Annotated in this window: 22 protein-coding genes; 7 read left to right on the top strand and 15 right to left on the bottom strand. The window is 71.6% G+C overall.

Annotated features, from left to right (window positions below; genetic code table 11):
• Window positions 1-152: 152 nt before the first annotated feature.
• From rplT to infC, 3 genes are all read right to left on the bottom strand, one after another.
• Window positions 153-539: a 50S ribosomal protein L20 gene (gene rplT, locus ACZ7LS_RS19820; RefSeq protein WP_030355332.1), complete on the bottom strand. Its 387-nt coding sequence runs from the start codon at window positions 537-539 to the stop codon at window positions 153-155.
• A 99-nt stretch (window positions 540-638) separates the two neighbouring features.
• On the bottom strand, window positions 639-833 hold the full coding sequence (gene rpmI / locus ACZ7LS_RS19815) for a 50S ribosomal protein L35 (RefSeq protein ID WP_030355333.1): 195 nt from the start codon (window positions 831-833) through the stop codon (window positions 639-641).
• A 123-nt stretch (window positions 834-956) separates the two neighbouring features.
• Window positions 957-1619, bottom strand: a complete 663-nt coding sequence (gene infC, locus ACZ7LS_RS19810) for a translation initiation factor IF-3 (protein ID WP_129772651.1) — start codon at window positions 1617-1619, stop codon at window positions 957-959.
• A 366-nt stretch (window positions 1620-1985) separates the two neighbouring features.
• Between infC and ACZ7LS_RS19805 the strand changes: the two genes are divergently transcribed.
• On the top strand, window positions 1986-2348 hold the full coding sequence (locus tag ACZ7LS_RS19805; protein WP_129772650.1) for a DUF1844 domain-containing protein: 363 nt from the start codon (window positions 1986-1988) through the stop codon (window positions 2346-2348).
• Window positions 2349-2470: 122 nt separating this feature from the next.
• On the opposite strand, the gene ACZ7LS_RS19800 is transcribed toward ACZ7LS_RS19805, so the two are convergent.
• The gene (locus tag ACZ7LS_RS19800) at window positions 2471-3205 is read right to left on the bottom strand and encodes an SseB family protein (RefSeq protein ID WP_382670287.1); all 735 of its coding nucleotides are present in this window, start codon (window positions 3203-3205) and stop codon (window positions 2471-2473) included.
• A gap of 41 nt (window positions 3206-3246) precedes the next feature.
• Here ACZ7LS_RS19800 and ACZ7LS_RS19795 point away from each other — a divergent pair, with 41 nt between their 5' ends.
• The gene (locus ACZ7LS_RS19795) at window positions 3247-4008 is read left to right on the top strand and encodes a serine hydrolase (protein WP_385133044.1); all 762 of its coding nucleotides are present in this window, start codon (window positions 3247-3249) and stop codon (window positions 4006-4008) included.
• Here ACZ7LS_RS19795 and mycP read toward each other — a convergent pair.
• Window positions 3983-5266, bottom strand: coding sequence for a type VII secretion-associated serine protease mycosin (gene mycP / locus ACZ7LS_RS19790; RefSeq protein WP_385133041.1), 1284 nt, complete (start codon window positions 5264-5266; stop codon window positions 3983-3985). The genes ACZ7LS_RS19795 and mycP overlap by 26 nt on opposite strands.
• A complete protein-coding gene (locus ACZ7LS_RS19785) occupies window positions 5263-6192 on the bottom strand; it encodes a hypothetical protein (protein WP_385133160.1) in 930 nt (309 codons plus the stop codon). Before ACZ7LS_RS19785 ends, mycP begins: the two co-directional genes overlap by 4 nt.
• Window positions 6193-6849: 657 nt before the next feature.
• On the opposite strand from ACZ7LS_RS19785, the gene ACZ7LS_RS19780 reads away from it, so the two are divergent.
• A complete protein-coding gene (locus ACZ7LS_RS19780) occupies window positions 6850-8052 on the top strand; it encodes an amino acid deaminase/aldolase (RefSeq protein ID WP_382670296.1) in 1203 nt (400 codons plus the stop codon).
• A gap of 57 nt (window positions 8053-8109) precedes the next feature.
• On the opposite strand, the gene ACZ7LS_RS19775 is transcribed toward ACZ7LS_RS19780, so the two are convergent.
• From ACZ7LS_RS19775 to ACZ7LS_RS19760, 4 genes are read right to left on the bottom strand one after another with little or no spacing between them, the layout of a single operon-like run.
• Window positions 8110-9063, bottom strand: a complete 954-nt coding sequence (locus ACZ7LS_RS19775) for a DUF2510 domain-containing protein (protein ID WP_385133038.1) — start codon at window positions 9061-9063, stop codon at window positions 8110-8112.
• 57 nt (window positions 9064-9120) lie between these two features.
• A complete protein-coding gene (locus ACZ7LS_RS19770; RefSeq protein WP_382670299.1) occupies window positions 9121-9912 on the bottom strand; it encodes a 3-oxoacyl-ACP reductase in 792 nt (263 codons plus the stop codon).
• 6 nt (window positions 9913-9918) lie between these two features.
• The gene (locus ACZ7LS_RS19765) at window positions 9919-11295 is read right to left on the bottom strand and encodes an aldehyde dehydrogenase family protein (protein WP_385133035.1); all 1377 of its coding nucleotides are present in this window, start codon (window positions 11293-11295) and stop codon (window positions 9919-9921) included.
• A gap of 8 nt (window positions 11296-11303) precedes the next feature.
• Window positions 11304-12668, bottom strand: a complete 1365-nt coding sequence (locus ACZ7LS_RS19760) for a glutamine synthetase family protein (protein WP_385133032.1) — start codon at window positions 12666-12668, stop codon at window positions 11304-11306.
• A 99-nt stretch (window positions 12669-12767) separates the two neighbouring features.
• Here ACZ7LS_RS19760 and ACZ7LS_RS19755 point away from each other — a divergent pair, with 99 nt between their 5' ends.
• From ACZ7LS_RS19755 to ACZ7LS_RS19745, 3 genes are all read left to right on the top strand, one after another.
• Entirely contained in the window at window positions 12768-13502 is a 735-nt protein-coding gene (locus ACZ7LS_RS19755; protein WP_382520278.1) for a FadR/GntR family transcriptional regulator, read from the top strand.
• 182 nt (window positions 13503-13684) lie between these two features.
• Window positions 13685-15169, top strand: a complete 1485-nt coding sequence (gene eat, locus ACZ7LS_RS19750; protein ID WP_382670308.1) for an ethanolamine permease — start codon at window positions 13685-13687, stop codon at window positions 15167-15169.
• Window positions 15170-15213: 44 nt separating this feature from the next.
• On the top strand, window positions 15214-15957 hold the full coding sequence (locus tag ACZ7LS_RS19745; protein WP_385133029.1) for a gamma-glutamyl-gamma-aminobutyrate hydrolase family protein: 744 nt from the start codon (window positions 15214-15216) through the stop codon (window positions 15955-15957).
• 42 nt (window positions 15958-15999) lie between these two features.
• Here the strand turns inward: ACZ7LS_RS19745 and ACZ7LS_RS19740 are convergent, their stop codons facing one another.
• Complete coding sequence (locus ACZ7LS_RS19740; protein WP_382670314.1) at window positions 16000-17001, bottom strand: LysR family transcriptional regulator; 1002 nt, start codon at window positions 16999-17001, stop codon at window positions 16000-16002.
• Window positions 17002-17072: 71 nt separating this feature from the next.
• On the opposite strand from ACZ7LS_RS19740, the gene ACZ7LS_RS19735 reads away from it, so the two are divergent.
• Window positions 17073-18233 carry a TDT family transporter gene (locus ACZ7LS_RS19735; RefSeq protein WP_385133027.1) on the top strand — a complete coding sequence of 387 codons (1161 nt, stop codon included), beginning with the start codon at window positions 17073-17075 and terminating at the stop codon, window positions 18231-18233.
• On the opposite strand, the gene ACZ7LS_RS19730 is transcribed toward ACZ7LS_RS19735, so the two are convergent.
• The 4 genes from ACZ7LS_RS19730 to ACZ7LS_RS19715 form a co-directional block, all read right to left on the bottom strand.
• Window positions 18172-18906 (bottom strand): helical backbone metal receptor, encoded by a 735-nt coding sequence (locus ACZ7LS_RS19730; RefSeq protein WP_382670318.1) that lies wholly within the window; start codon window positions 18904-18906, stop codon window positions 18172-18174. The genes ACZ7LS_RS19735 and ACZ7LS_RS19730 overlap by 62 nt on opposite strands.
• 11 nt (window positions 18907-18917) lie before the next feature.
• Complete coding sequence (locus tag ACZ7LS_RS19725) at window positions 18918-19463, bottom strand: helix-turn-helix domain-containing protein (RefSeq protein ID WP_382670321.1); 546 nt, start codon at window positions 19461-19463, stop codon at window positions 18918-18920.
• A gap of 269 nt (window positions 19464-19732) precedes the next feature.
• Window positions 19733-22369, bottom strand: coding sequence for an ABC transporter permease/substrate binding protein (locus tag ACZ7LS_RS19720; protein ID WP_382520015.1), 2637 nt, complete (start codon window positions 22367-22369; stop codon window positions 19733-19735).
• Window positions 22362-23507, bottom strand: coding sequence for a quaternary amine ABC transporter ATP-binding protein (locus tag ACZ7LS_RS19715; RefSeq protein ID WP_382520017.1), 1146 nt, complete (start codon window positions 23505-23507; stop codon window positions 22362-22364). The genes ACZ7LS_RS19720 and ACZ7LS_RS19715 overlap by 8 nt, the downstream gene beginning before the upstream one ends.
• Window positions 23508-23824 lie beyond the last annotated feature (317 nt).

The raw sequence follows: 23824 nt of genomic DNA, 5'->3' as shown, positions 1-23824 counted from the left end.
TGAGGACGTACGAGTCTCGTATGAGGACGTACGGGTACGGGGGACGTGCCGGGCGCCGGGGTCCGGACGCGCGCGGAGGCGGGCGCGGAACGCGCCGGACCCGCAGGCGCGATGCCTGCGGGTCCGGCGGGAAGTACGGCGGCCTGACGGGATCAGGCGGCGGCCTTCGGGGCGTTGACATCGCTCGGGAGGGCCTTCTGGGCGACCTCGACGAGCGCGGCGAACGCGCTGGAGTCATTGACGGCCAGCTCGGCGAGGATCTTGCGGTCCACCTCGACGTTGGCGGCCTTCAGACCCTGGATGAAGCGGTTGTAGGTGATGCCGTTGGCGCGGGCGGCGGCGTTGATCCGCTGGATCCACAGCTGACGGAAGTCGCCCTTGCGCTTCTTGCGGTCGTTGTAGTTGTAAACGAGGGAGTGGGTGACCTGCTCCTTCGCCTTCCGGTACAGACGCGAGCGCTGGCCGCGGTAACCGCTGGCCGCCTCGAGGATTGCCCGGCGCTTCTTGTGGGCGTTGACTGCCCGCTTGACGCGTGCCACGTGTTAACTCCTTGTAGCTGGATCACGGGTGGTGGCGTGATCCAAGAACGGCATGGTTCCTGTAGGTGTCCTGGCCCGCGCTGCGGCGGGACGCGCGGACTACAGGCCGAGAAGCTTCTTCGCCTTGGCGGCGTCGCCCGGCGCGAGCTCGACGGTGCCGGCGAGGCGGCGCGTCAGCGTCGAGGGCTTGTGCTCCAGGTAGTGGCGACGGCCGGCGCGCTGCCGGAGCACCTTGCCCGAGCCGGTCACGCGGAAGCGCTTCTTTGCACCGCTGTGCGTCTTGTTCTTCGGCATGGCGCCGCTCTCTCCTCGTCAGTGGCGCTCCCAGCCGGCCGGTGGCCGGCGCCCGGGAGCGTCATATCTCTGGTGTGTGGTTCCGGACCGGATCCGAGGCGCCGCCTGTCGGCGCCCCTCGGATCACGCTTCGGAAGATGCCTCGGCCGGAGCCTCGGCCGCGGTGTCCGCGGATTCCTCGGTCGGGTACCCCTGACGCTCCGCCTTGCGGGCGGCCTGCGCCTCACGGGCCTCGGCCATGGCCTCGGTCTTCTTCTTGTGCGGGCCAAGAACCATGATCATGTTCCGGCCGTCCTGCTTCGGGTTCGACTCGATGAAGCCGAGCTCCTCGACATCCGAAGCGAGACGCTGGAGCAGTCGGAAGCCCAGCTCGGGGCGGGACTGCTCACGACCACGGAACATGATCGTGATCTTGACCTTGTCCCCCTGCTTGAGGAACCGGACGACATGACCCTTCTTGGTGTCATAGTCGTGCGGGTCGATCTTCGGCCGGAGCTTCATCTCCTTGATGACCGTGTGCGCCTGGTTCTTGCGCGCCTCACGGGCCTTCATGGCCGACTCGTACTTGAACTTCCCGTAGTCCATGAGCTTGCACACGGGCGGACGGGCGTTCGCCGCGACCTCGACCAGGTCCAGGTCGTACTCCTGCGCAAGCTCTAGGGCCTTGGCGAGCGGGACGATGCCCACCTGCTCGCCACTGGGACCGACAAGTCGCACTTCGGGAACGCGAATCCGGTCGTTGATGCGGGGCTCGGCGCTGATGGATCCTCCTCGGTAGCACCACACGACTGCCTGGCAGACAGCCGCGTAACGTCTGTGTATGCAGACCAACCGCGGCGGAACATCAAAAATGCCCCGGACGGCACACAGGCAGGAGCTCCTCGAATACCGGAGCACCGCCGCGCGTATGCCACGGGGCGCATCGGGCGGTTCCATCGTCCGTACGGAACGATGGGCACCACCTGACCGGTGACCCGCCGCCCCTGAGGAGCAGCCAGGTGGGAGATCGGAGCCTCCACTTGTGGGCCGGGCACACACGTGTCCGACCGGTCGTTACACAAGGTTAGCAGCTCCTCGGGGGTGGTGCGAACCCCCGCGTACCAGTCCGCTCCCGCGGCCGGGGCCGCTCGGGCGTACGCCTATCGTGTGGGCATGAGCGACGCGACCTCTCCCCAGGAAACCCCCGGCTACGACGCCATGGCCCGCGACATCGCGGAAGTCCCCGCCGTCGAGGTGATCGTCACGGTGGCCGTGAATCTGATGAGCGCGGCGGCCGTCAAGCTCGGGCTGACCGAGGAGGGCGACGAGCACAAGGACCTGGACGAGGCGCGCAAGCTGGTCCACGCGCTGGCCGGGCTGATGGACGCGAGCGCGACGGAGATCAGCTCCTTCCACGCTGCTCCGCTGCGTGACGGGCTGAAGTCGCTCCAGCTGGCGTTCCGCGAGGCGTCGCTCGTGCCGGACGAGCCGGGGCAGGGTCCCGGCGAGAAGTACACGGGGCCGGTCTACGGCTGATCCGGCTCCGTCACGTCCCGACGTCACGACGTCACGACGTCACACGCTTACGCGAGCACGTCACTCGTACGCGAGCACGTCACGCGCGTACGGAAACGGAACACGTCACGCGCGGCCGGACGTCACGCGCGGACGAAAAGGGGCTCGCCGGGTGGTGTGGCCCCGGCCGGCAGCAGGGCCAGGTCGAGTCCGCGTACCAGGCGGGCCCTCAGTACGTCGTCGGCCGCGAGGGCCTCGGCGATCCGGCGGGCGGTCTCGGCGGGACGCGCGGCCGGATCGAGCACGAGCGCGAGCGTCCCGTCCGCGCTGCCCGGTCCGAGATGCGCCCGGAGCACGGCGGGCTCGGCGGCGACGGCGGACCGTACCGCCGCGCCGACGGCGGGATCCGCGAGCGGGTCGGTGCTGGTACGGCCCTCGGCGAGAGCCAGCAGCGCGGGTCCGGTGAGCTGGTACGTGACGGGGCCCGCGAGGTCGATGACCACCGTGTCCGCCCGTTCGTGCGCGGCGGCCCGGAGCGCCTGGTGCAGCGGTACGGCGACGGGCCGGGCCTCCGGGTCCCAGCGGGCGAGCGCCGCGACGGAGGTGAAGGCGGGCAGCGCGCGGCGGTCGCCCGCCCGGAGGGTCGGAACGGCCATGTCACTGGTCTTCTCGCGGCGCAGGCCGCTGGCCTCGTCCTCCTCCGTCTCTCCGAGCACGGCGACCACGGGGACCAGCAGCCGGGCGTCCTTGAGCGCCGCCAGGACCCGCGGTTCGGCCGACCGGTCCCCGGCCCAGGCCGCGAGCGCGGCCGTCAGTTCGGGCGCGGCGGTGCCGTCGTCGTCGGAGAAACCGGAGTCGGGGATGTTCTTGAGGGCCACGGGACGAGCCTAAGGGGCCCGGTGGGACGTACGGTCGTCGGGTGGATCTCTCGGTCGCGGTGTACGACCTCGCAGGCGGGGGCGAGTGGACGTCCGGCGAGGACCGGACGTATGTCACCGCGAGCATCGTCAAGGTCGCGGTCCTGGCGGCGCTGCTGCTGCGGGCGCGGGACTCGGGGCGGTGGCTGACGGCCGGTGAGGAGCGCCTCGCGGAGGCCATGATCGAGCGCAGCGACAACGAGGCGGCGACGGCGCTGCGGGCGGCGGCCGGGGGCGTGGCGGGACTGGACGCGGCGCATGCCCGGCTCGGGATGACCCGGACGTCGGCGGCGCCCGCCTGGGGGCTCACCCGTACCACCGCGCGTGACCAGCTGACGCTGCTGAAGGCGGTGTTCGCGGGCGCGGATCCGGCGAGGTCCGCCGTCGCGGGGTCAGCGGAGCCCGGCGTCGCGGATTCGGCGGAGCCCGGCGTCCTCGACGCGAAGTCGGGTGTTCTCGACTCGGGCGTTCTCGACGTGGGGTCGGGCGTTCTCGACGCGAGGTCGCGTCGCTATCTGGCGGGACTGATGCGGCGGGTGGTGCCCGGACAGGACTGGGGCGTCTCCGCGGCGGCGGCGGACGGCGACTGGGCACTGAAGAACGGCTGGCTGCCGCGGAGCGACAGCGGTCTGTGGGTCGTCCACTCGGTCGGGCGGGTACGGAACTGTCTGGTCGCCGTACTGTCCGACGGGCACACGGCGAAGGAGGCGGGGATCGCGCGGGTCGAGGAGGCCGCCGTCAGCGCCGTACGCCGGTTCGCCTGAGGCCGCCGCGCCACAGCAGGACCGCGCAGGCCAGCAGCAGGGCACCGGCCCCGCCCACGGCGGGCGCGAGCCAGGCGGCGGGTTCCGAGTCCGCGCGCGGGGCGTCGGGGCCGCTGCCGAAGTACTGCCTGTCGTAGCCGCCGGCGCCCGCGGCCTCACTCTTCAGATCCGTACGGGACAGTTGCGCCCCGGCCTTGATCGCGGCGGCGGGGTCGACGAGACCGTGCCCGCGGGCGTCGTCATGGCCGTCCTTCGGCGCGTCGCGGGCGGTGTCCGCGAGGAGCTTCTTGATCTGCGCGGGGGTGAGATCGGGGTGGGCGGAGCGTACGAGCGCGACGGCGCCGGAGACGAACGCGGCGGCGGCGCTGGTGCCCCAGCCCTCGTAGTAGCGGCGGTCGGGATCGGCGATGACCACATTGACGCCCGGCGCGCTGACGGTGGCGTACCAGCGGCGGGTGGAGAACGCGGCGCGTGTGCCGTACTCGTCCACGGCCGTCACCGCGATCACCCCGGGATAGGCCGCGGGGTACGAGACATGGTCGCCCTTCTCGCCGCCGTTGCCCGCCGAGGCGACCACGACGGCTCCCTTGGCCAGCGCGTACTGGACGGCCGCGTCCTCCCCCGGTTCCGGATGGGCGGACTCGCTGTCGTCGCCGAGGGAGAGGTTGATGACGTCGGCGCCCTGGTCGGCGGCCCAGCGGATGCCTTCGGCGAGGGCCCCGCCCTTGGAGGAACGGGCCTTGGCGCGGGCGGGATCGGTGCCTTCGAGGATGACGCGGACCGGAAGGATCTTCGCCTCGGGCGCGATGCCGAGGACTCCGTCCGCGCGATTGGCGCCATGGCCGTGTCCGGCGATGATGCCGGCCATGGCGGTGCCGTGCCGGGCCCAGGCACGGTCGCCGCTGCGCGCCCCGAAACCGATCAGGTCCCGGCCGGGGAGCACTTGGCCCTCCAGGTCGGGATGGGTGGCGTCGACACCGGTGTCCAGGACGGCGACGGTGATGCCCCTGCCCTGCGCGGTGCGCCACGCCTCCTCGGTGTGCAGCGCGTCCAGGGCCCACTGCTGCGCCCGGATCGCGTCGGCGTGCGCCGGAGGGGCGGGGACGAGCAGCAGGACGGACGTGGCGGCGAGGGTGGCGGCGAGACGGTGGCGGAGCGCCGGACGGCCGGAGGGCGCCGGGGGGCCGAGAGGCGCCGGGCGGCCGGAAGGCGCCGGGGGGCGAAGAGGCACCGGGCGGCGGGGAGGTTTCGAGGTCATTGAGGAGCCGCCGTCCGGGCGCCGACGGTCTTGCGCAGCCCTCGTTCTATCCGGTCCGCGATGCCTTTGGCCTCGTGACCGAGGCCGGACTGCGCGGGCGCGGTGGTGGCGCCCTTGGCCATGGCCTTGCCGACGGGCTGGGGAGTGGTGACCGGCCGGCCGTCGGCGAAGCCGGAGACGGCGAAGACGACGACAGGCGCGTCGGTGAGCACGTTCACCGTCCAGCTCGCGCGCTGGGCGTCACCGAAACCGCCCGCGACGGTGCCTTTGACGGGGAATGTACGGGGCATCAGATCGGCGCGTTCGGCGAGGCGCTCGTCTCGGAACCGGGTGCGCAGGGTGTCCATCGCGAGGGCGTCGGCCTGGGTGAAGACCAGACCGACGGTGGTGACGCTGCTCGATGTGGCGTCGACGTAGGTGGCGCGCAGCACGCGCGCGCAGCCGACCGGGCGCAGCGTTCCGAGCAGCAGCGGGTCGAGGGTGCCGGCACAGCCGCTGTCGGGTGCGACGCCGATCCTGGTCCACTCACGGTCCGCCCCGCCGGGTCCGGCGCCGTCGCCCGTGAGGGTGCGGGGGAAGAGGGTGTCGACAGGCACGTTGTGCCAGAGGCCGCGCGCGGTGGCGAAGGTGTCCCGGGCGGCGGGCTCGGCGGCCGAATCCCCGGTCAGCCAGCTCCCGGTGGCGGCGCCGCCGATCAGTCCGAGTCCGAGCACGACGCAGGCCAGGGCGGCGACGACCCTGACGGGGTGCTGCCGGGAGGGAACGGGGCGCAGCCTGGTGGTGGTCTCCTGCGGCGTCTCGGGACGCTGCCCGCCCCAGGGGTACGGCGGCGGCGCGGTCGGGAAGCCGGGTGGGCGCGGCGGCGGCCCGGGGGGTACGGGCGGCGTCGGCGGCGCCGCGGAAGGCGGGGGCGGCACGCGCGGCATCGCTCCGGCGGGGGCCGGGGGCACAGGCCGGAGGCGGGTGGTGGTCTCCACGGGCGGGACCGGTGCGGCGGCGGGCGGGCCCGGAGCCGGGGCTGCTGGCGGCGGCGCCGGGGGGCGGGCCGGGACCACGCCGGGGACCGGGCGCACTGCCGGGGAGGAACGGACTGCCGGCGCCGGATGCACGGCCGGCGCCGGATGAACAGCGGGGGACGGGCGTACCACGGGAGCCGGCTGCACGGCCGGGGCCGGGGACTTGGCCGTGGGCGGAGCGGGAGGCCCGGACGGCGGTGGTGGTATCCGCACCGGCTCGGGCGGGGGCAGCAGCGCGTCGGAGATCCGTGATCTCGGCGGACGCGGGGCGTCGGGCGACGCGTCGTCCCCGGTCCTGGCCGTCCCGGACTCCGGCGCGGGCGGCGGAGTGGGCGGGCGGGGTGGTACGGGAGCGCGTCGCGCTTCGGTACTCATCCGTCCCCCTGTGCCACCTGTGCAGACCGGTCCCACCGCGTCGATCGCCGTACGGAACAGGCCCGTTCGACGTGGCGTGTGCGTCACTCTACGGGGTGGAGCGGGCCCGGCGGGAACGACCGCGAAGGCCCGTGGTGATCTGCCCAGATCATCCCCCTACCGTGCGGTAATCCCGTCTGGCAAGCTCGGTCCATGACTCCGCGCGCCACTGATCGGGCACGGTACGACCGCGCCACCGCTCACCTCGACGCCCCGCTCGCCCTCGTCGATCTCGAAGCGTTCGACGCCAACGCGGACGATCTCGTCCGGCGGGCGGCGGGCAAGCCGATCCGGGTGGCGAGCAAGTCGGTGCGCTGCAGGGCGCTGCTGGAACGTGTGCTGGGGCGCGACGGCTTCGCGGGGATCATGTCGTTCACGCTGGCCGAGTCGCTGTGGCTGGCGCGGGCCGGGTTCGAGGACGTACTCCTCGCCTATCCGTCGGCGGACCGCGCCGCCTACGCGGAGCTGGCCGCCGATCCCAAGCTCGCCGCCTCCGTCACCGTGATGATCGACGACCCGGCGCAGCTGGACCTCATCGACGCGGCGCGGGACGGCGGACGTGAGGAATTCCGGATCTGTCTTGAACTGGACACGGCCTTGCGGCTGTTCGGCGGGCGGGTCAGGATTGGTGCACTGCGCTCCCCGCTGCGCGAGCCGGCCCAACTGGCCGAGCTCGCCAGATCGATAGCCCGACGCCCCGGATTCCGGCTGGTCGGGCTCATGGCATACGAAGGACATGTGGCCGGGGTAGGGGACGCCCTGGCAGGACGGCCGCTGCGGTCGCGTGCGATCCGGCTGATGCAGTCCGCGGCCCGCAAAGAGCTGGCAGAGCGACGCGCGGCGGTGGTGCGCGCGGTGCGGGCCGTCGCGCCGGAGCTGGAGTTCGTCAATGGCGGCGGCACGGGCAGCGTCCAGCACACGGCGGCCGAGGAGGCGGTGACGGAGATCGCCGCGGGCTCGGGGCTCTACGTACCACGGCTCTTTGACAACTACACATCGTTCACGGGCCGTCCGGCGGCGCTCTTCGCCCAGCCCGTGGTGCGCAGGCCGGGGGTGGGAGTGGTGACCGTGCTCGGCGGCGGCTATCCGGCGTCGGGGGCGCCGGGCGCCGACCGGCTGCCCGTGCCGTATCTGCCCGAGGGGCTGCGCTACGACGGGCAGGAGGGGGCCGGCGAGGTGCAGACCCCGCTGCTCGGACCGGCCGCCGACGATCTGCTGCTGGGCGACAAGGTGTGGTTCCGGCATGCCAAGGCGGGTGAACTGTGCGAGCGCTTCGACACATTGCAACTGGTGGAGGGCGACCGGGTGGTGGCGGCCGTGCCGACCTACCGGGGTGAGGGCCGCACGTTCCTCTGAGGATCGCTCCTCACGAAGGTGCCCCCGGCGCGTGCTCGCTCCCCTCGGGAGCACCCGTCAAGGGCCGATGGAGCTGCCGACGCCGCCCGAGACATCTGCGGTCGGGCGGATCCCCTCGGTGATCGTGTCCATCAGGGCGAGCGGCGGCCCCTCCGCGCCCCTGTCGAAGGCGAAACGCACGACGATCAGGGACTCGGTCCCGATGGTCGACGGGAAGACCAGCGACTGGACATAGCCGCCGGAGCCCGCACCGGTGGTGACCTGCCACCGCACCAGATACCCGGTGCGTCCCGCGACCACGGCGGACTCGGACGCGAGCACCTTGTGGGACGTGATACCGCCGTAGCGGCGGTCGCCGAGAGCTGTCTCCTCATAGGTGGCGTCGGCAGCCCTGGAGATGTCCTTCTTGGCCAGAGCCTCGGCGGAGAGTCCGTCGCCCTCGGTGGTGGTGCGGGACGTGACCGTACCCCAGTGGCAGAACGACCCCGAGTCGTGCGGGCAGTCGTAGGTGTCCACGGTCGTCATGGTGACGGCGTTGTCGACCGTGGACTCGGGCCGCTCCCAGCCTCCCGGGATCGGCAGGGTGATGCCGTTCAGCTGGTCGGCAAGGACCCCGGGGTCCGCGCTGGGTGCCGGGCCGGGGCTGCCGCTGCTCTTCGTCCGCGTCGTGGAGGGCGCGGGCGTACTCACTCCCGTGGCCTGTGGCCGGGCCGCCGGCTCGTCGTCGCCGAGCAGGACGACTCCGACGGTGACGGCCACCACGACGACGATCCCCGCGACGATGACGGCCGCCGTCCCGCCGCGCCCGCCCCCGCCACGCGGGGCGCGGCTCCCGACCCCGGCGCCTGCCGCCCCGCCGAAGCCGGCTCCGGCACTTCCGACGCCTCCGTCGGCCGGGCCGCGCGCGTCGAGCGGCCGGGTGTACCCGGTCCAGGAAGTCCCGTCCCACCAGCGTTCGGTGGTGGGGACACCTGGATCGGGATACCAGCCCGGCGGGGTTGTCATGCTCATCCGTCCACCATAGAGGCGGCCGGATGACCCGGACACGGCCTGCTGCCGCGACCGGCGCTAGACGGGCGTGACGTACGCCCCCGAGATACCTCCGTCGACGAGGAAGTCCGTGGCGTTCACGAACGAGGAGTCGTCACTGGCCAGGAAGGCGACCGCCGCCGCGATCTCGTCGGCCTCGGCGAACCGGCCGACCGGGATGTGCACGAGCCGGCGTGCCGCGCGCTCCGGGTCCTTGGCGAACAGTTCCCGCAACAGCGGGGTGTTGACGGGCCCTGGGCACAGCGCGTTCACCCGGATCCCCTCGCGGGCGAACTGCACGCCCAGCTCGCGTGACATCGCGAGCACCCCGCCCTTGGACGCGGTGTAGGAGATCTGGGAGGTCGCCGCGCCCATGCGCGCCACGAACGAGGCGGTATTGATGATCGAGCCCCGGCCCTGCCGCCGCATATAGGGGATGGCCGCCTTGCAGCACAGATATACGGAGGTGAGGTTGACCTCCTGGACCTTGCGCCAGGCGTCCAGGCCGGTGGTGAGGATCGAGTCGTCCTCGGGGGGCGAGATGCCCGCGTTGTTGAAGGCGATGTCGACGCTGCCGTAGGTCTCGTGGGCGATCCTGAACAGGGCGTCGACCTCGTCGGCGTTGGTCACGTCGACGCGTACGAAGGTGCCGTCGACCTGTTCGGCCACGGCCTTGCCCGCGGTCTCGTCGATGTCGCCGCAGACGATGTGCGCGCCCTCGGCGGCGAGTCGGCGGGCGGTGGCCAGGCCGATGCCGCTGCCGGCGCCGGTGATCACGGCGGTGCGGCCGACAAGCCGGCGGCAGATGACGTCGTTGGTAGGGGCGGTCATGATGGCTCAGGCCTCCGTGCTGATGAAGACGTTCTTGGTTTCGGTAAAGGCGGCCAGGGCGTCGGGGCCCAGTTCGCGGCCGAGTCCGGACTGTTTGTAGCCGCCGAACGGTGTCCCGTACCGGACGGCGCTGTGCGAATTGACGGAGAGGTTGCCGGCGGCGACGGCGCGCGAGACCCGCAGGGCGCGGCCCACGTCGCGGGTCCAGATCGACCCCGCGAGCCCGTAGTCGGTGTCGTTCGCGAGCCGGACGGCGTCCTCCTCGTCGTCGAAGGGCAGGACGACCGCGACCGGCCCGAAGACCTCCTCCGTGGCGACCGGGGAGTCGGCGGCGGCATCGGTGAGGACGGTCGGCGGGAACCAGAACCCGGGCCCCTCGGGCGCGGTGCCGCGGATGCCCTTCGCGCCGTCGGGGACGTACGACCGGACGCGCTCCAGCTGGACCGCCGAGATCAGCGGGCCCATCTGGGTCTTCTCGTCGGACGGGTCGCCGACGACGACCGACTCGATGGCCGGGGCGAGCAGTTGCAGGAACCGGTCGTGGACCTCGCGCTGGACGAGGATGCGGGTGCGGGCGCAGCAGTCCTGTCCTGAGTTGTCCAGGAAGGCCATCGGGGCGGTCGCGGCGGCCAGGTCGAGATCGGAGTCGGCGAAGACGATATTGGGGCTCTTGCCGCCGAGTTCGAGGGTCACACGCTTCAGCAGCGCGCTGCCCTTCGCCATGATCCGCTTGCCGACGCGGGTGGATCCGGTGAAGACGATCTTCGCGACACCCGGATGTTCGACCAGCGCGTTGCCCGCGATGTCGCCCGCTCCGGGCAGGACCTGGAAGAGGTGCTCGGGAAGACCTGCTTCCAGGGCGAGTTCGGCCAGCCGCAGCGCGGTGAGCGGGGTGGTCTCGGCGGGCTTGAGGAGCACCGCGTTGCCCGCCGCGAGCGCGGGAGCGGTGCCCCAGGCGGCGATCGGCATGGGGAAGTTCCACGGGGCGATCACGCCGACGACGCCGAGTGGTTCCAGGAGGGTGATGTCGAGTCCGCCGGCGACCGGGATCTGCCGGCCGGTCAGCCGCTCCACTCCCCCGGCGCTGTAGTCCAGGAGATCGCGGACGTTCCCCGCCTCCCAGCGGGCGTTGCCGAGGGTGTGGCCCGCCTCGCGGACCTCCAGCCGGGCCAGTTCCTCGTTGTGTTCGTCGACGACGACGGCGAAGCGGCGCAGCAGCCGCGCGCGGTCGGCGGGGGCGGTCGCCGCCCAGCCGCGTTGGGCCGCCGCGGCCCGGCGTACCGCCGTGTCGACCTCCGCGGCGGTCGTCGCGGCGACCGTGGCGATGGTCTCGCCGGTGGCGGGGTTGAGGATCTGATGTCCGTCGGCGTGGTGTTCGTGCACGTCGTTCCTCACAGACGTTCGAAGGAGCGGCGAAGCTCCCAGTCGGTCACCGCGGCGTCGAAGGCCTCGATCTCGACGCGCGCCATATTGCGGTAGTGCGCCACGACCTCGTCGCCGAAGGCCGCGCGGGCGATGGGGCTGTTCTCCCAGAGCTCGGCGGCTTCGCGCAGGGTGGTCGGGACCTGTTCGTAGCCGGACGCGTAGGCGTTGCCCGCGCAGGGTTCGGGGAGTTCCAGCTCGTTCTCGATGCCGTACAGACCGGCGGCGACCAGGCCCGCGACGGCGAGATGGGGATTGACATCGCCGCCGGGGAGGCGGTTCTCGAAGCGCAGGGACCGGCCGTGGCCGACCACCCGCAGCGAACAGGTGCGGTTGTCATAGCCCCAGGCGACGGCGGTGGGGGCGAAGGATCCCGGCTGGAAGCGCTTGTACGCGTTGATGGTGGGGGCGTACAGCAGGGAGAAGTCCCGGAGCGCGGCGAGCTGGCCCGCCAGGAAGTGGCGCATCACGGGCGACATCCCGCCGGGTCCGTCCCCGGCCATGACATTGGTGCCGTGCTCGTCCTGGAGCGAGAGATGGATATGGCAGGAGTTGCCCTCGCGCTCGTTGTACTTGGCCATGAAGGTGAGCGAGACGCCCTCCTGGGAGGCGATCTCCTTGGCGCCGTTCTTGTAGATGGCGTGCTGGTCGCAGGTGACGAGGGCCTCGTCGTACTTGAAGGTGATCTCGTGCTGGCCGGGGTTGCACTCGCCCTTGGCGGACTCGACGGTCAGTCCGGCCGTGGCCATCTCCTTGCGGATCCGGCGCAGCAGCGGTTCGACACGTCCGGTGCCGAGGACGGAGTAGTCGACGTTGTACTGGTTGACGGGGGTCAGCCCGCGGTAGTGGCTGTCCCAGGCATGCTCGTAGGTGTCCTTGAAGACGAGGAACTCCAGCTCCGTGCCGGCGTACGCGGTGAAGCCGTGTCCGGCGAGGCGCTCCAGCTGGCGGCGGAGGATCTGGCGGGGCGCTGCGACGACGGGTGTGCCGTCGTTCCAGACGAGGTCGGCGATGACCATGGCCGTGCCCTCGTTCCAGGGGACGCGGCGCAGGGTGGCGAGGTCGGGGCGCATCGCGAAGTCGCCGTAGCCGCGGTCCCAGGAGGACATCGCGTATCCGTCGACGGTGTTCATCTCGGTATCGACGGCGAGGAGATAGTTGCAGCCCTCGGTGCCGTGCTCCAGGACGTCGTCAAGGAAGAACTGTGCGGCGAACCGCTTTCCCTGGAGTCGGCCCTGCATATCGGGGAAGGCCAGGACGACCGTGTCGATCTCGCCGCTCTCCACGAGGACGCGCAGCTCCTCGACGCGGAGCGGGGGTGTGCGGTCTGCCACGGGATTACTCCTCCTTCGGTCAGCCGGAAGCCATAAGGTATTCCTGAAGACCTTTGGTTGGGAAGGGGAAACGGCCACGTGGCGAAGACGAACGAGCCGATGGACCCGCCGCCGGACGCGGACCCGCTGACGCCGGTACTGCGGCCCGTGCGGGCGGGAAACGGTTTCGAGGAGGCGCTGGAGCAGATTCTCCAGGTGGTACGGCTCGGGCTGGTGGCGGGCGGTGAACGGCTGCCCGCCGAGCGGGAGCTGGCGGAGCGGCTGCGGATCAGCCGGGTCACGCTGCGCGATGTGCTCAAGGTCCTCCAGGACCAGGGGCTGCTGGAGAGCCGGCGCGGCAGATACGGCGGCACATTCGTGCGACAGCGGCCCGACGCGCGGGCCGGGGGGGCCGAGGAGGAGTTGCGGCGCCGGGTGGCGGGCGTGGACATCGAGGACGTACTGCGCTTCCGTGAGGTCCTTGAGGTCGGCGCGGCGGGGCTGTGCGCGGCCCACGGGCTCAGCGGCGAGCAGCCGCGGCGGCTGCGCTCCGCGCTGGCCGCGACGCGGGACGCGCCGCTGGCGGAGTACCGCAGGCTGGACACGATGCTGCATCTCACGCTCGCCGAGCTGTCCGGCTCCGCGACCCTGACCGCGCAGTACGCGGCCGTACGGGCGACGGTGAACGATCTGCTGGACTGCATCCCGCTGCTGGTGCGGAATCTGGAGCACTCGCAGCGGCAGCACACGGCGCTGGTCGAGGCGGTGCTCGACGGCGACGCGGACGGCGCGCGCGAGATCGCCCGCGAGCACTGCGGCGGCACGGCGGCGCTGCTGCGCGGCTTCCTGGCCTGAAGCGGCGCCCCGCGGCCCGGCGGCAGGCGCCCGGAGCCCGGCGGCAGGCAGCCGGGCCCAGCGGTCGGCGCGCCGACGGCTTTCCCGATCCGTAACAGCCGTTTTACGCATGGGGCTTGCGCCGGGCCGCTCATGGAGCAATGGTATGGCCCCACACCATTACTCCGAGGCAGGAGCGGATCATGTCCGAAGGCACGGACTCGCGCGTCCCACCGGCCGCCACGGCCGACGGCGCCGCCGAGCGGGACACGCCCCAGGGGGACGCCGAGTATCTGCGACGGCGCACGCTGCGCCGGGGCAGCGCGGGCTGGCTGCTGCTCACCGGCCTCGGGGTCGCCTATGTCGTCTCCGGGGACTTCTCGGGGTGGAACATCGGACTCTCCGAGGGCGGCTTCGGCGGTCTCGCGATCGCCACGCTGCTGATGGGGGTGATGTACGCCTGTCTGGTCTTCTCGCTCGCCGAACTGTCCGCCATCCTGCCCACCGCGGGCGGCGGTTATGGCTTCGCCCGGCGCGCGCTCGGCACCTGGGGCGGCTTCCTGACCGGTACGGCCATCCTCATCGAGTACATCCTCGCGCCGGCCGCCATCTCCATCTTCATCGGCGAATATGTCGAGTCCCTCAATCTCTTCGGCCTGACGGCCGGCTGGCCGGTCTATCTCGCCTGCTTCGTGATCTTCATCGGAATCCATCTCTGGGGCGTGGGCGAAGCGCTGCGCTTCAGCCTGGTGGTGACGGCGATCGCGGTGGCCGCACTGCTGATCTTCGCGGTCGGGGCCTTCACCGAGTTCGACGCCAGTGGTCTCAACGACATCCCCGTCGACCAGGACGCGTTCGGCTCCGGCTCCTGGCTGCCGTACGGAGTCCTGGGTATCTGGGCGGCCTTCCCCTTCGGCATGTGGTTCTTCCTGGGAGTGGAGGGCGTGCCGCTGGCCGCCGAGGAGGCCAAGGACCCGGTCCGGTCGATGCCCAAGGCGCTCTCGATCGCCATGGGCGTGCTCGTACTGCTCGCTCTGATCACCTTCTTCGCGGCGACGGGTGCCCGCGGTTCGGCCGCCGTGCAGGACGCGGGCAATCCGCTGGTGGTGGCGCTCCAGGGGGACGGGGATCCGACCGCGCTGAGCCGGTTCGTCAACTACGCGGGTCTCGCCGGTCTCGTCGCCTCCTTCTTCTCCCTCATCTACGCCGGGTCCCGGCAGCTGTTCGCGCTCTCGCGCGCGGGTTATCTGCCCCGGTTCCTGTCCCTCACGAGCGGCCGCAAAGCCCCCTATCTGGGTCTCCTGATCCCGGGCGCGATCGGTTTCGCCCTCGCGGCGGGCACCGGCGACGGCGGCCGGATGCTCAATGTCGCGGTCTTCGGGGCGACGATCTCGTACGCGCTGATGGCGCTGTCCCATCTCGTGCTGCGCCGCCGCGAGCCGGAGCTGCCCCGCCCGTATCGCACGCCGGGCGGCATGGTCACCTCCGGTGTCGCCTTCGTCCTCGCGCTGTCGGCGCTGGTCGCGACGTTCCTGGTGGACAAGGACGCGGCGTTCATCGCGCTGGGCGTCTATGTCGTCGCCCTCGCCTACTTCACCTTCTACAGTCGGCACCGGCTGGTCGCGGCGGCCCCGGAAGAGGAGTTCGCGGCGCTGGCCGCGGCCGAGGCCGAGCTCGAACGGGACTGACGCGGGCGCGTACTCGCACGCGTGCGAATGAGAACGAACCACGAATGACGAACGACGAATGGCGAACGACGGAGGCCGGATCCATGAAGCCGCTCATCGGCGTCAGCACCTATCTGGAGGAGTCCGCCGCGTGGGGCGTCTGGAACCTGCCCGCCGCGCTGCTGCCGGCCGGGTATCCCCGGCTCGTCCAGCGTGCGGGCGGGCTGGCCGCGATGCTGCCGCCTGACGACCCGTCGGCCGCGGCCCGGATGGTGGCGCGGCTCGACGGGGTAGTAATCGCGGGCGGTCCTGATGTGGAGCCCGTACGGTACGGAGCCGAGCCCGATCCCCGTACCGGACCGCCCGCCCGGGAGCGGGACGCCTGGGAACTGGCCCTGATCGAGGCCGCGCTGGCCTCCGGCACCCCGCTGCTGGGGATCTGCCGGGGGATGCAACTGCTCAATGTGGCGCTCGGCGGGACGCTCCGTCAGCATGTGGACGGCCATACCTCATCGGTGGCCGGCGCCTTCGGCGAGCATCCGGTGACGCCGGTGGCGGGCACCCGCTACGGGGCCCTGGTGCCGGAGGAGTTCGTCGTACCGGCCCACCATCACCAGACGGTGGACCGGCTCGGGGAGGGGCTGACCGTCTCGGCGGTCGCGGCGGACGGCACGGTCGAGGCGGTCGAACTGCCGGGACCGCGCTGGGTCCTGGGCGTGCAGTGGCATCCCGAGATGGCCGAGGACACCCGCGTCATGACCGCGCTGGTCGAAGCGGCGGGCGCCCCGGGCGGGGGCTCCAGGCCCTGAGGGCGGCGGTAGGACCTCACCGGCCGGTCAGCCACCGGCCGGTCAGCCACCGGCCGGCCGGTCCAGGGTTCCGCGTGTCAGGGACAGCAGTTCGCGGGCCGGGCCCGCGGGGCGGTTGCCGACCGGCCATACCGCGCGCAGATCGCGGCGGAGCCGGATGCCCTCGACCGGCACCCTGACGAGGCGGCGGGCCGCCAGTTCCTCACCGACCGCGAGTTCGCTCAGCACGCAGGGACCGGCCCCGCTCACCGCCGCGGCCTTCAGCGCGGTCGTGGAGGCCAGTTCGAGCAGCGGCTCGGCGAGACCGCCGTACGCGCTGAGTCCCGCGTCGAGCACCTGACGGGTGCCGGAGCCGGGTTCGCGCAGGATCAGCGGGGTCGCGGCCAGCTCCGCCGGGTCGAGCGGGGTACGGCGGCGGGCCCAGGGATGGCCGGGGGCCGCCACCACCAGCAGCCGGTCATGGCCGATGACGGTGGAGTCGAGCCCCTCCGGCGCGGCCACGCCCTCGACGAAACCGAGGTCCGCCTCATGGCTGAGCAGCCGCTCGGCGACCGCCACGGAGTTGCCCGCGTGCAGCGAGACGGCGGTGCCGGGCCGGGCCCGGCGGAGCGCTATGAGCCAGCCGGGCAGCAGATACTCGGCGATCGTCATGGAGGCGGCGACACGCAGCCGTGAGTCCCGGCGGTCGCGCAGCGCCTGCGCCCCCGCGTCGAACGCCTCGGCGGCATCCACCACACGCCTCGCCCAGTCGGTGACGAGAGTCCCGGCGTCGGTGAGCCGGGAACCGCGCGGTGAACGGTCCACCAGCGCCACCCCGAGCAGCCGCTCCATGGCCCGGATCCGGCTGCTGGCGGCGGGCTGGGAGATCCCTAGCTCGCGGGCGGCCCGTCCCAGGCTGCCGAGCCTGGCCACGGCGAGCAGCAGTTCCAGCGCTCCGAGGTCGGGCACCCGGTGCGCGAGCTGGGCGGCGGGCGGAACCGCGGAGGACGCTCCGGCGGGGGACGGTCCTCCGGCGGAAGGGGCGGCGAGCGGGACATCGGCCATAAACCCAGGTTATGACCTCATAGAGACAACGGGGCTGGTGGGGGCCGTACCCGACCCCGAGGCTGGGAGTCATGACCACCCTCGCGCACCCCGCCGCCCCCGCCGCCCCCGGCTCGCGCGCCCCCGCGCGCGTACGGCTGCCGGCGCTCCGGCAGTTCGGGCCCAACTGGTACGCGACGGTGATGGGCACGGCGATCGTGGCGAGCGCGGGTGCCGGGCTGCCGCTGGAGATACCGGGGCTGCGGGCCGCCAGTGTCCTGGTGTGGGCGTTGTCGGCGGTGCTGCTCGCCGTCGTCCTCGCCGGCCGCGCCGGGCACTGGCTGCGCCACCGCGACCGGGCGCGCGCCGATCTCCTCGATCCGGCCGTGGCGCCCTTCTACGGCTGCGCGGCCATGGCGCTGCTGGCCGTCGGCGGCGCCACGCTGCTGGTGGGCCGCGATGTACTGGGCGAACGGGCCGCTGTCGCCGTGGACGCGGTGCTGTTCGGGGCGGGGACCCTGCTCGGTCTCGTCGTCGCCGTGGCGATCCCGTATCTGATGGTCGTACGCCATCGTGTCGGACTCGCGGACGCCTCTCCCGTCTGGCTGCTGCCGGTGGTGCCGCCCATGGTCTCGGCGGCGGTCGGCCCGCTGCTGGTGCCGCATCTGGCGGCGGGCCAGGGGCGCGAGGCGCTGCTGCTCGGCTGCTACGCCCTGTTCGGGATGAGTCTGCTCGCGACACTGATGATCCTGCCGCTGGTCTTCGGCCGGCTGGTGGCGCACGGCCCGCTCCCGCTCGGGCTGACCCCGCTGCTCTTTCTGGTGCTCGGCCCGCTGGGGCAGTCGGCCACCGCCGTCGGCAATCTGGCCGAGGTGGCGCCCGGGGCGATCGGCGCTCCGTACGCGGGGGCCCTGGGCGCCTTCGCCGTGGTGTACGGGGTGCCGGTGATGGGGTTCGCCCTGCTGTGGCTGGCGCTGTCGGCGGCGCTGGTGGTGCGGGCGGTACGGCGCGGGATGCGGTTCACGATGACGTGGTGGGCGTTCACCTTCCCGCTCGGTACGTGTGTGACGGGCGCGGCGGGGCTGGGCCGGCACACCGGTCTGCCGGCCCTGGAGTGGCTGGCCGTGGGTCTGTTCGCGCTGCTGGTGGCGGCCTGGTCCGCGGCCGGGTGGTACACGCTGCGCGGAGTGTTCAGCGGAGCGCTGCCCGCAGCGCCCCCGGCGCCCCGGCCAGTGACGGCCCGTACCAGGTGAGGTACCGTCCGTCGACGAGCGCGGCGGGCAGTCCCGGGAAGGCTTCGGGCCCGTCGTCGGAGGTGAAGCGGTACGGCTCGTCGGGCAGCACGACCAGGTCGGCTCCGGCGGCCCGCAGTTCGGCGAGCGGGATACGCGGATAGCGCTCGGGGTGGCTTCCGTACACATTCATCACGCCCAGCCGGGCCAGCAGGTCCCCGGCGAAGGTGTCGCGTCCGAGCACCATCCAGGGGCGGCGCCAGATCGGTACGACGGCCCGGCGCTGCCCGTACGCCCCGGGCGGGGGCGCTTCCCAGGCGGCCCTGGCGTCGGCCAGCCAGCGCGGCGTCCGCACTCCGCACCCCGTCACGAGCACCCGTGCCAGCTCGGTGAGGGCCTGGTCCAGCGTCCTGACCTCGGTGACCAGCACGTCGAGCCCGGCGCCCCGCAGCGCGGCGAGATCCGGGGCGCGGTTCTCCTCCTCGTTGGCGACGACCAGATCGGGCCGGAGCGCGATGACCGCCGCGACATCGGGGTTCTTCGTGCCGCCGACGCGGACCACATCGAGACCGGCCGGACGGACACACCAGTCGGTGGCGCCCACCAGCAGACCGGGCGCGCTGACGGCGATCGCTTCGGTGAGCGAGGGGACGAGCGAGACGACGCGCGGACCGCGCACGCGTCCGGCGGACACCGACGTACCCCTCAGCGCGGCGGGTCGATCGTCGCGTCGATGTGCTCGGCGACGGCGACGACCAGGATGCGGGTGCCGGGTTCGGTGGCGCGCCAGCGATGCCGTACGCCACCGGAGAGATACAGCGTGTCACCGCGCTCCAGCCGGTACGCCCGGCCTTCGGCCTCGACCTCCGCGGCGCCGTCGGCGATGTACATCACCTCGTCGTTGCGGTGCTGGTACTCCCTGCCGGTGTCCTGCTCGCCGGTGAACTCCTTGGCGTTCAGCTGGTGGCCGCCGCGCACCACGCGGCGGACCCCGGGGCCAAGGGCGGCTCGTACGACATCGACGGTCCTGGCCGAGTCCGCGGCGGCGTGCAGCTGGGCGGGGGTCGTCTCCAGGGCATCCGCCACACGCTCAAGTGAGCGGGTGCTCGGCCTGGCGCGCTCGTTCTCGATCTGGCTGAGGAACGGCACGGACAGTCCGCTCCGGCCGGCGACCGCCGCCAGCGTCAGGCCCAGGGACCTGCGCCTCCTGCGGACGGCCGCGCCCACCCTGAGCGCTTCCTTGTCGTCCATGACTGGCTCCCTCCCGCCCGGATCGTCATCCTCTCAGAGTTGACGCCCGGACAAGAGCTGTCCTGCCTCACCCGGTGCCGGACCCGGCGAATCCGCCGTCCGTGCGTACACGCGAGCGAAAAGGGGACGTGTTGCCCCTGGATCAATGATGCGCGCGAGCGGGCCGAACCGGAACGTGCGGGAGGGGCGGGCTTCGCGCCGGGCGATACCCACCCCTCCCACGAACGCGCAACCGCGCGACCGCTCCCGCTCCCGCGGGGCCCTCGTGTCTACAGCGGGGCCATGGTGTCCGCGATACCCGGATTATCCGCCATCCAGGCCTTCACCGCCTCTTCCTCGTGTCCCGTACCGCGCTTCTGGATCTCGTTCTCCAGCCCGCCGAGCTGCTCCTCGCTCAGCTTGAAGTCCTTGAACCACTCGGTCAGCCGCGGGTAGTTCTCGGGGAAGTCCTTGTTGGCGACGGTGGTGAGCTGGTCGCCCTCGCCGAAGGCCTTCTTCGCGTCCTTCAGTTTGGTCAGGTCGTACTCGTCGTAAGCCCAGTGCGGGGTCCAGAGCATGACCGCGATCGGCTCCTTCTTCGCGTACGCCCGCTTCAGTTCGGCGAGCATGCTGGGCGTGGAGCTGTCGACGACCTCGTAGGCCTTGTCGAGCCCGTACTCCGGCAGGACCTTGTCCTTGAGGATGTTCATGGTCTCCGTGCCGGCCTCGATCCCGACGATACGGCCCTTGAACTCGTCCTCGCGGCCCTTGAGGTCATCGAGGGACTCGACGCCCTTGACATACGAGGGCACGGCGATCTCCAGCGAGGTCGGGCCGTACCAGGACCCGAGGTTGTGCAGACTCTCGTGGTACTTGTCCCAGTATCTCTTCTGCGTGTTGGGCAGCCAGCCGTCGAACTGGACATCGATCTGGCCGCGGGACATCGCCGCGTACATCGGACCGACCTCGAACTGCTTGAGGTTCATCGTGTACCCGCGCTCCTCCAGGACCGCCTTCCACAGATAGGTGGCGGCGATGTCCTCCTCCCACGGGAACCACGCGACCTGCAACGGACGCTCGCGTTCGTCCTTGCCGTTCGCGGCCTTGGCGGCGTTCCCGGACTGGGCGACCGGGGTCCATTTGTCGGCGACGCCGGGGTTCTCCTTGAGCCAGGCGCGGACGGCGTCCTGCTCCTTGCCCTTGCCGGTGACCTGGATCTTGGCCTCAAGACTGGTGAGCTGCTTCTCGGTCATCGAGAAGTCCTTGAGCCACTTGGCCACCCGCGGGTTGTCGTCCGTGAAGCCCTTGCGGGCCAGGGTGTGGACGCCGTCGCTCTCGGCGCCGAAGGCCTTCTTCGGGTCCGCCAGCTTGGTCAGCTCGTAGTCGTTGTAGGCCCAGTGCGGGGACCAGAGCACGACCGCGATCGGCTCCTTCTTCGCGTACGCCCGCTTCAGTTCGGCGAGCATGCCGGACGTGGAGCCGTCGATGAGTTCGTACTCGGTGTCCAGGCCGTACGCCTTGAGGACCTTGTCCTTGAGCAGGCCCATCTCGCCCGCGCTGGGCTCGATGCCGACGATCCGGCCCTTGAAGGTGGCGGACTTGCCCTTCAGATCGGCCAGGGAGTTGACGCCCTTGACGTACGAGGGCACGGAGATCTCCAGGGAGGTCTTGTCGTACCAGGCCCCCATGTCCTCCAGCTTGTCCTTGTACTTGGCCCAGTAGGTGGCGTGCGTGACCGGCAGCCAGGAGTCGGTCTGGATGTCGATCTGACCGGCCGCCTGGCCTGTGTAGAGCGAGCCGGCCTCGTACTGCCGCGCGTCGACCTCGTAGCCGCGCTGCTCCAGCAGTTCCTTCCAGAGGAAGGTGGAGGCGATGCCCTCGTCCCACGGGATGTAGCCCATGCTGATCTTCTTGCCCTGGCCGACGTTCTTCCCGTCGGCGGTGGTGCCGCCGGACGAGGAGCCGCCGAACAGGCCGATGCCGCCCGCGACGAGCGCGAGGACGACCACACCGGCGATCGCGACCACGGGCTGGGGGCGGTGGTTCCAGATCCTCGGTCCGCCGGCCAGCTCCTTCGCCTTGGCCAGCGCGCGGCGGCCGACCGGGGAGACCTGGAGGCTGAGCGAGCCGGTGATCCGGTCCAGGTACACGGCCAGGATGACGACGGAGAGACCCGCCTCGAAGCCGAGACCGATGTCGATGTTGCCCAGCGCGCGGTAGACGGCGCCACCGAGGCCGCCGCCGCCGACCATGCCGGCGATGACCACCATGGACAGGCCCAGCATGATGACCTGGTTGATACCCGCCATGATCGTCTGGAGGGCCAGTGGCAGCTGGACCCGCAGCAGGGTGTTGCGCGGGGTGGTGCCGAACGCCTCCGCGGCCTCGACCAGTTCACCGTCGACCTGCCGGATACCGAGTTCGGTCATCCGGACGCCGGGCGGCAGGGCGAAGATGATCGTGGCGATGATGCCGGGCACCACGCCGATCCCGAAGAAGACGACGCCCGGGATCAGATAGACCATCGCGGGCATGGTCTGCATCAGGTCGAGCACCGGACGGACGATGGAGCTGACCGTCTTGGAGCGCGACGCCCAGATGCCCAGCGGTATCGAGATGACCAGCACGATGATCGTCGCCACGAGCACCAGCGAGAGAGTCTCCATCGACTCGTCCCACAGCTCGATCGAGTCGATCAGCGCGAAGCCGGCGAAGGTGAGGACACCCGCGGACAGGCTGCGCAGCCACCAGGCGAGCACGGCCAGAATGCCCGCGAGGAGCAGCGGCTCAGGGGCGGAGAGCACCGCGTTGATGCCGTCGTACATGCCCGAGACGACCGAACCGATCGCGTCGAACAGCCAGGAAAGGTGGTTCTGGAGAAAGTCGACCGCGTTGTCGACCCAGTCGCCGAGAGGGAGCCTAGGCACTGGCTACCGCCTTGTCGGCCCTGGTCTTCGAGACGGCGGTCCCGGCGGGCGCGTCCACGGGAACCGAGGGCGTCATCGGCTCACCGAGCACGGCCAGCAGCCTGGCGCGCGGGACGACTCCGACGAGCTCGCCCGTGTCGCCGGTGACGGCCACGGGAACCGCGCTGGTGGAGCAGGGCGTGAAGAGCTCGATGATCGGGGTGGACTCGGCCACCCTGGCGGGCGCCGCGTCGAGCACCTCCTGCGCGGTACGCAGCTCCGCGCCGCCGTCCGCACGAGCGCCGAAGGCCGTCTCGGGGTCGGCCATGATCGCGCCGGCGGTGAGCACCCGGGAGCGGTCGACGTCCTGGGTGAAGGAGGCGACGTAGTCGTTGGCCGGGGTGACGAGGATGTCCTCGGCAGTGCCCTGCTGGACGATCGCGCCGTCGCGCATGACCGCGATCCGGTCGCCGAGGCGCATGGCCTCGTTGAGGTCGTGGGTGATGAACACGATGGTCTTCTTGAGCCGCTTCTGGAGCTGGAGCAGCTGATCCTGCATGTCGCGGCGGATCAGCGGGTCGAGGGCGCTGAAGGACTCGTCCATCAGCAGCAGGTCGGCGTCGGTGGCGAGCGCGCGGGCGAGGCCGACGCGCTGCTGCATACCGCCGGACAGCTCATCGGGCCAGGACGCCTCCCAGCCGCCCAGGCCGGTGAGTTCCAGCGCCTCGGCGGCGCGCTTCTCGCGCTCGGCCCGGGGCACGCCCTGCACTTCGAGGCCGTACCCGGCGTTCTCCAGAACGCTGCGGTGCGGGAAGAGCGCGAAGTGCTGGAAGACCATGCTGATCTTGGCGGAGCGGACGCGGCGCAGCTCCTGCGCGCTCAGGGCGGTCAGGTCCTGGCCGTCGAAGAGCACCCGTCCCGACGTGGGCTCCAGCAGCCCGTTGAGCATGCGCAGCAGCGTGGACTTGCCGGATCCGGAGAGACCCATCACCACGAATATCTGCCCGGGCTCGACCGAGAACGAGGCGTCGATCACCGCTGCGGTCGTACCGTCGGCGCGAAGCTCGTCACGGTCCGTACCGTTTTCGAGCTTCGTCACGGCTTCGTCTGGTCGTCTGCCAAATACCTTGTACAGGTGTTCGGCTTGCAGCCTGGACACATACACCTCACGCGTTGAACGGAAAACGGCCCGTCACCCCCGCGGGCGGGCCGTGGAGCGAGCGGATTCTGTCCGCTTACAGGACGCTGTGTGTGACCTCGCGACCTGGTTCGCTCCAGTCGCGCGCCTGCCCGCGGTTACACCGACCAAACAAAAAGGTGTCCCAGGTCACTCTCCCGAGCGAACACTTCGACCTGAAAGGCCCTTTCCGAGACGGACCGATCACCGTCGGTCACCGTGCCCGCCGGTCCGCCGCGACGCGGTCCGCGCGCCTGTCCGCCCCGACGCGGTCCCGGGGGTGCGGTACGGGGGCGTTG

This window comes from Streptomyces sp. NPDC039430, assembly GCF_055639435.1.
Note: the sequence above shows the minus strand (reverse complement) of the source record. Positions and strands in the feature narration are given on the sequence as shown.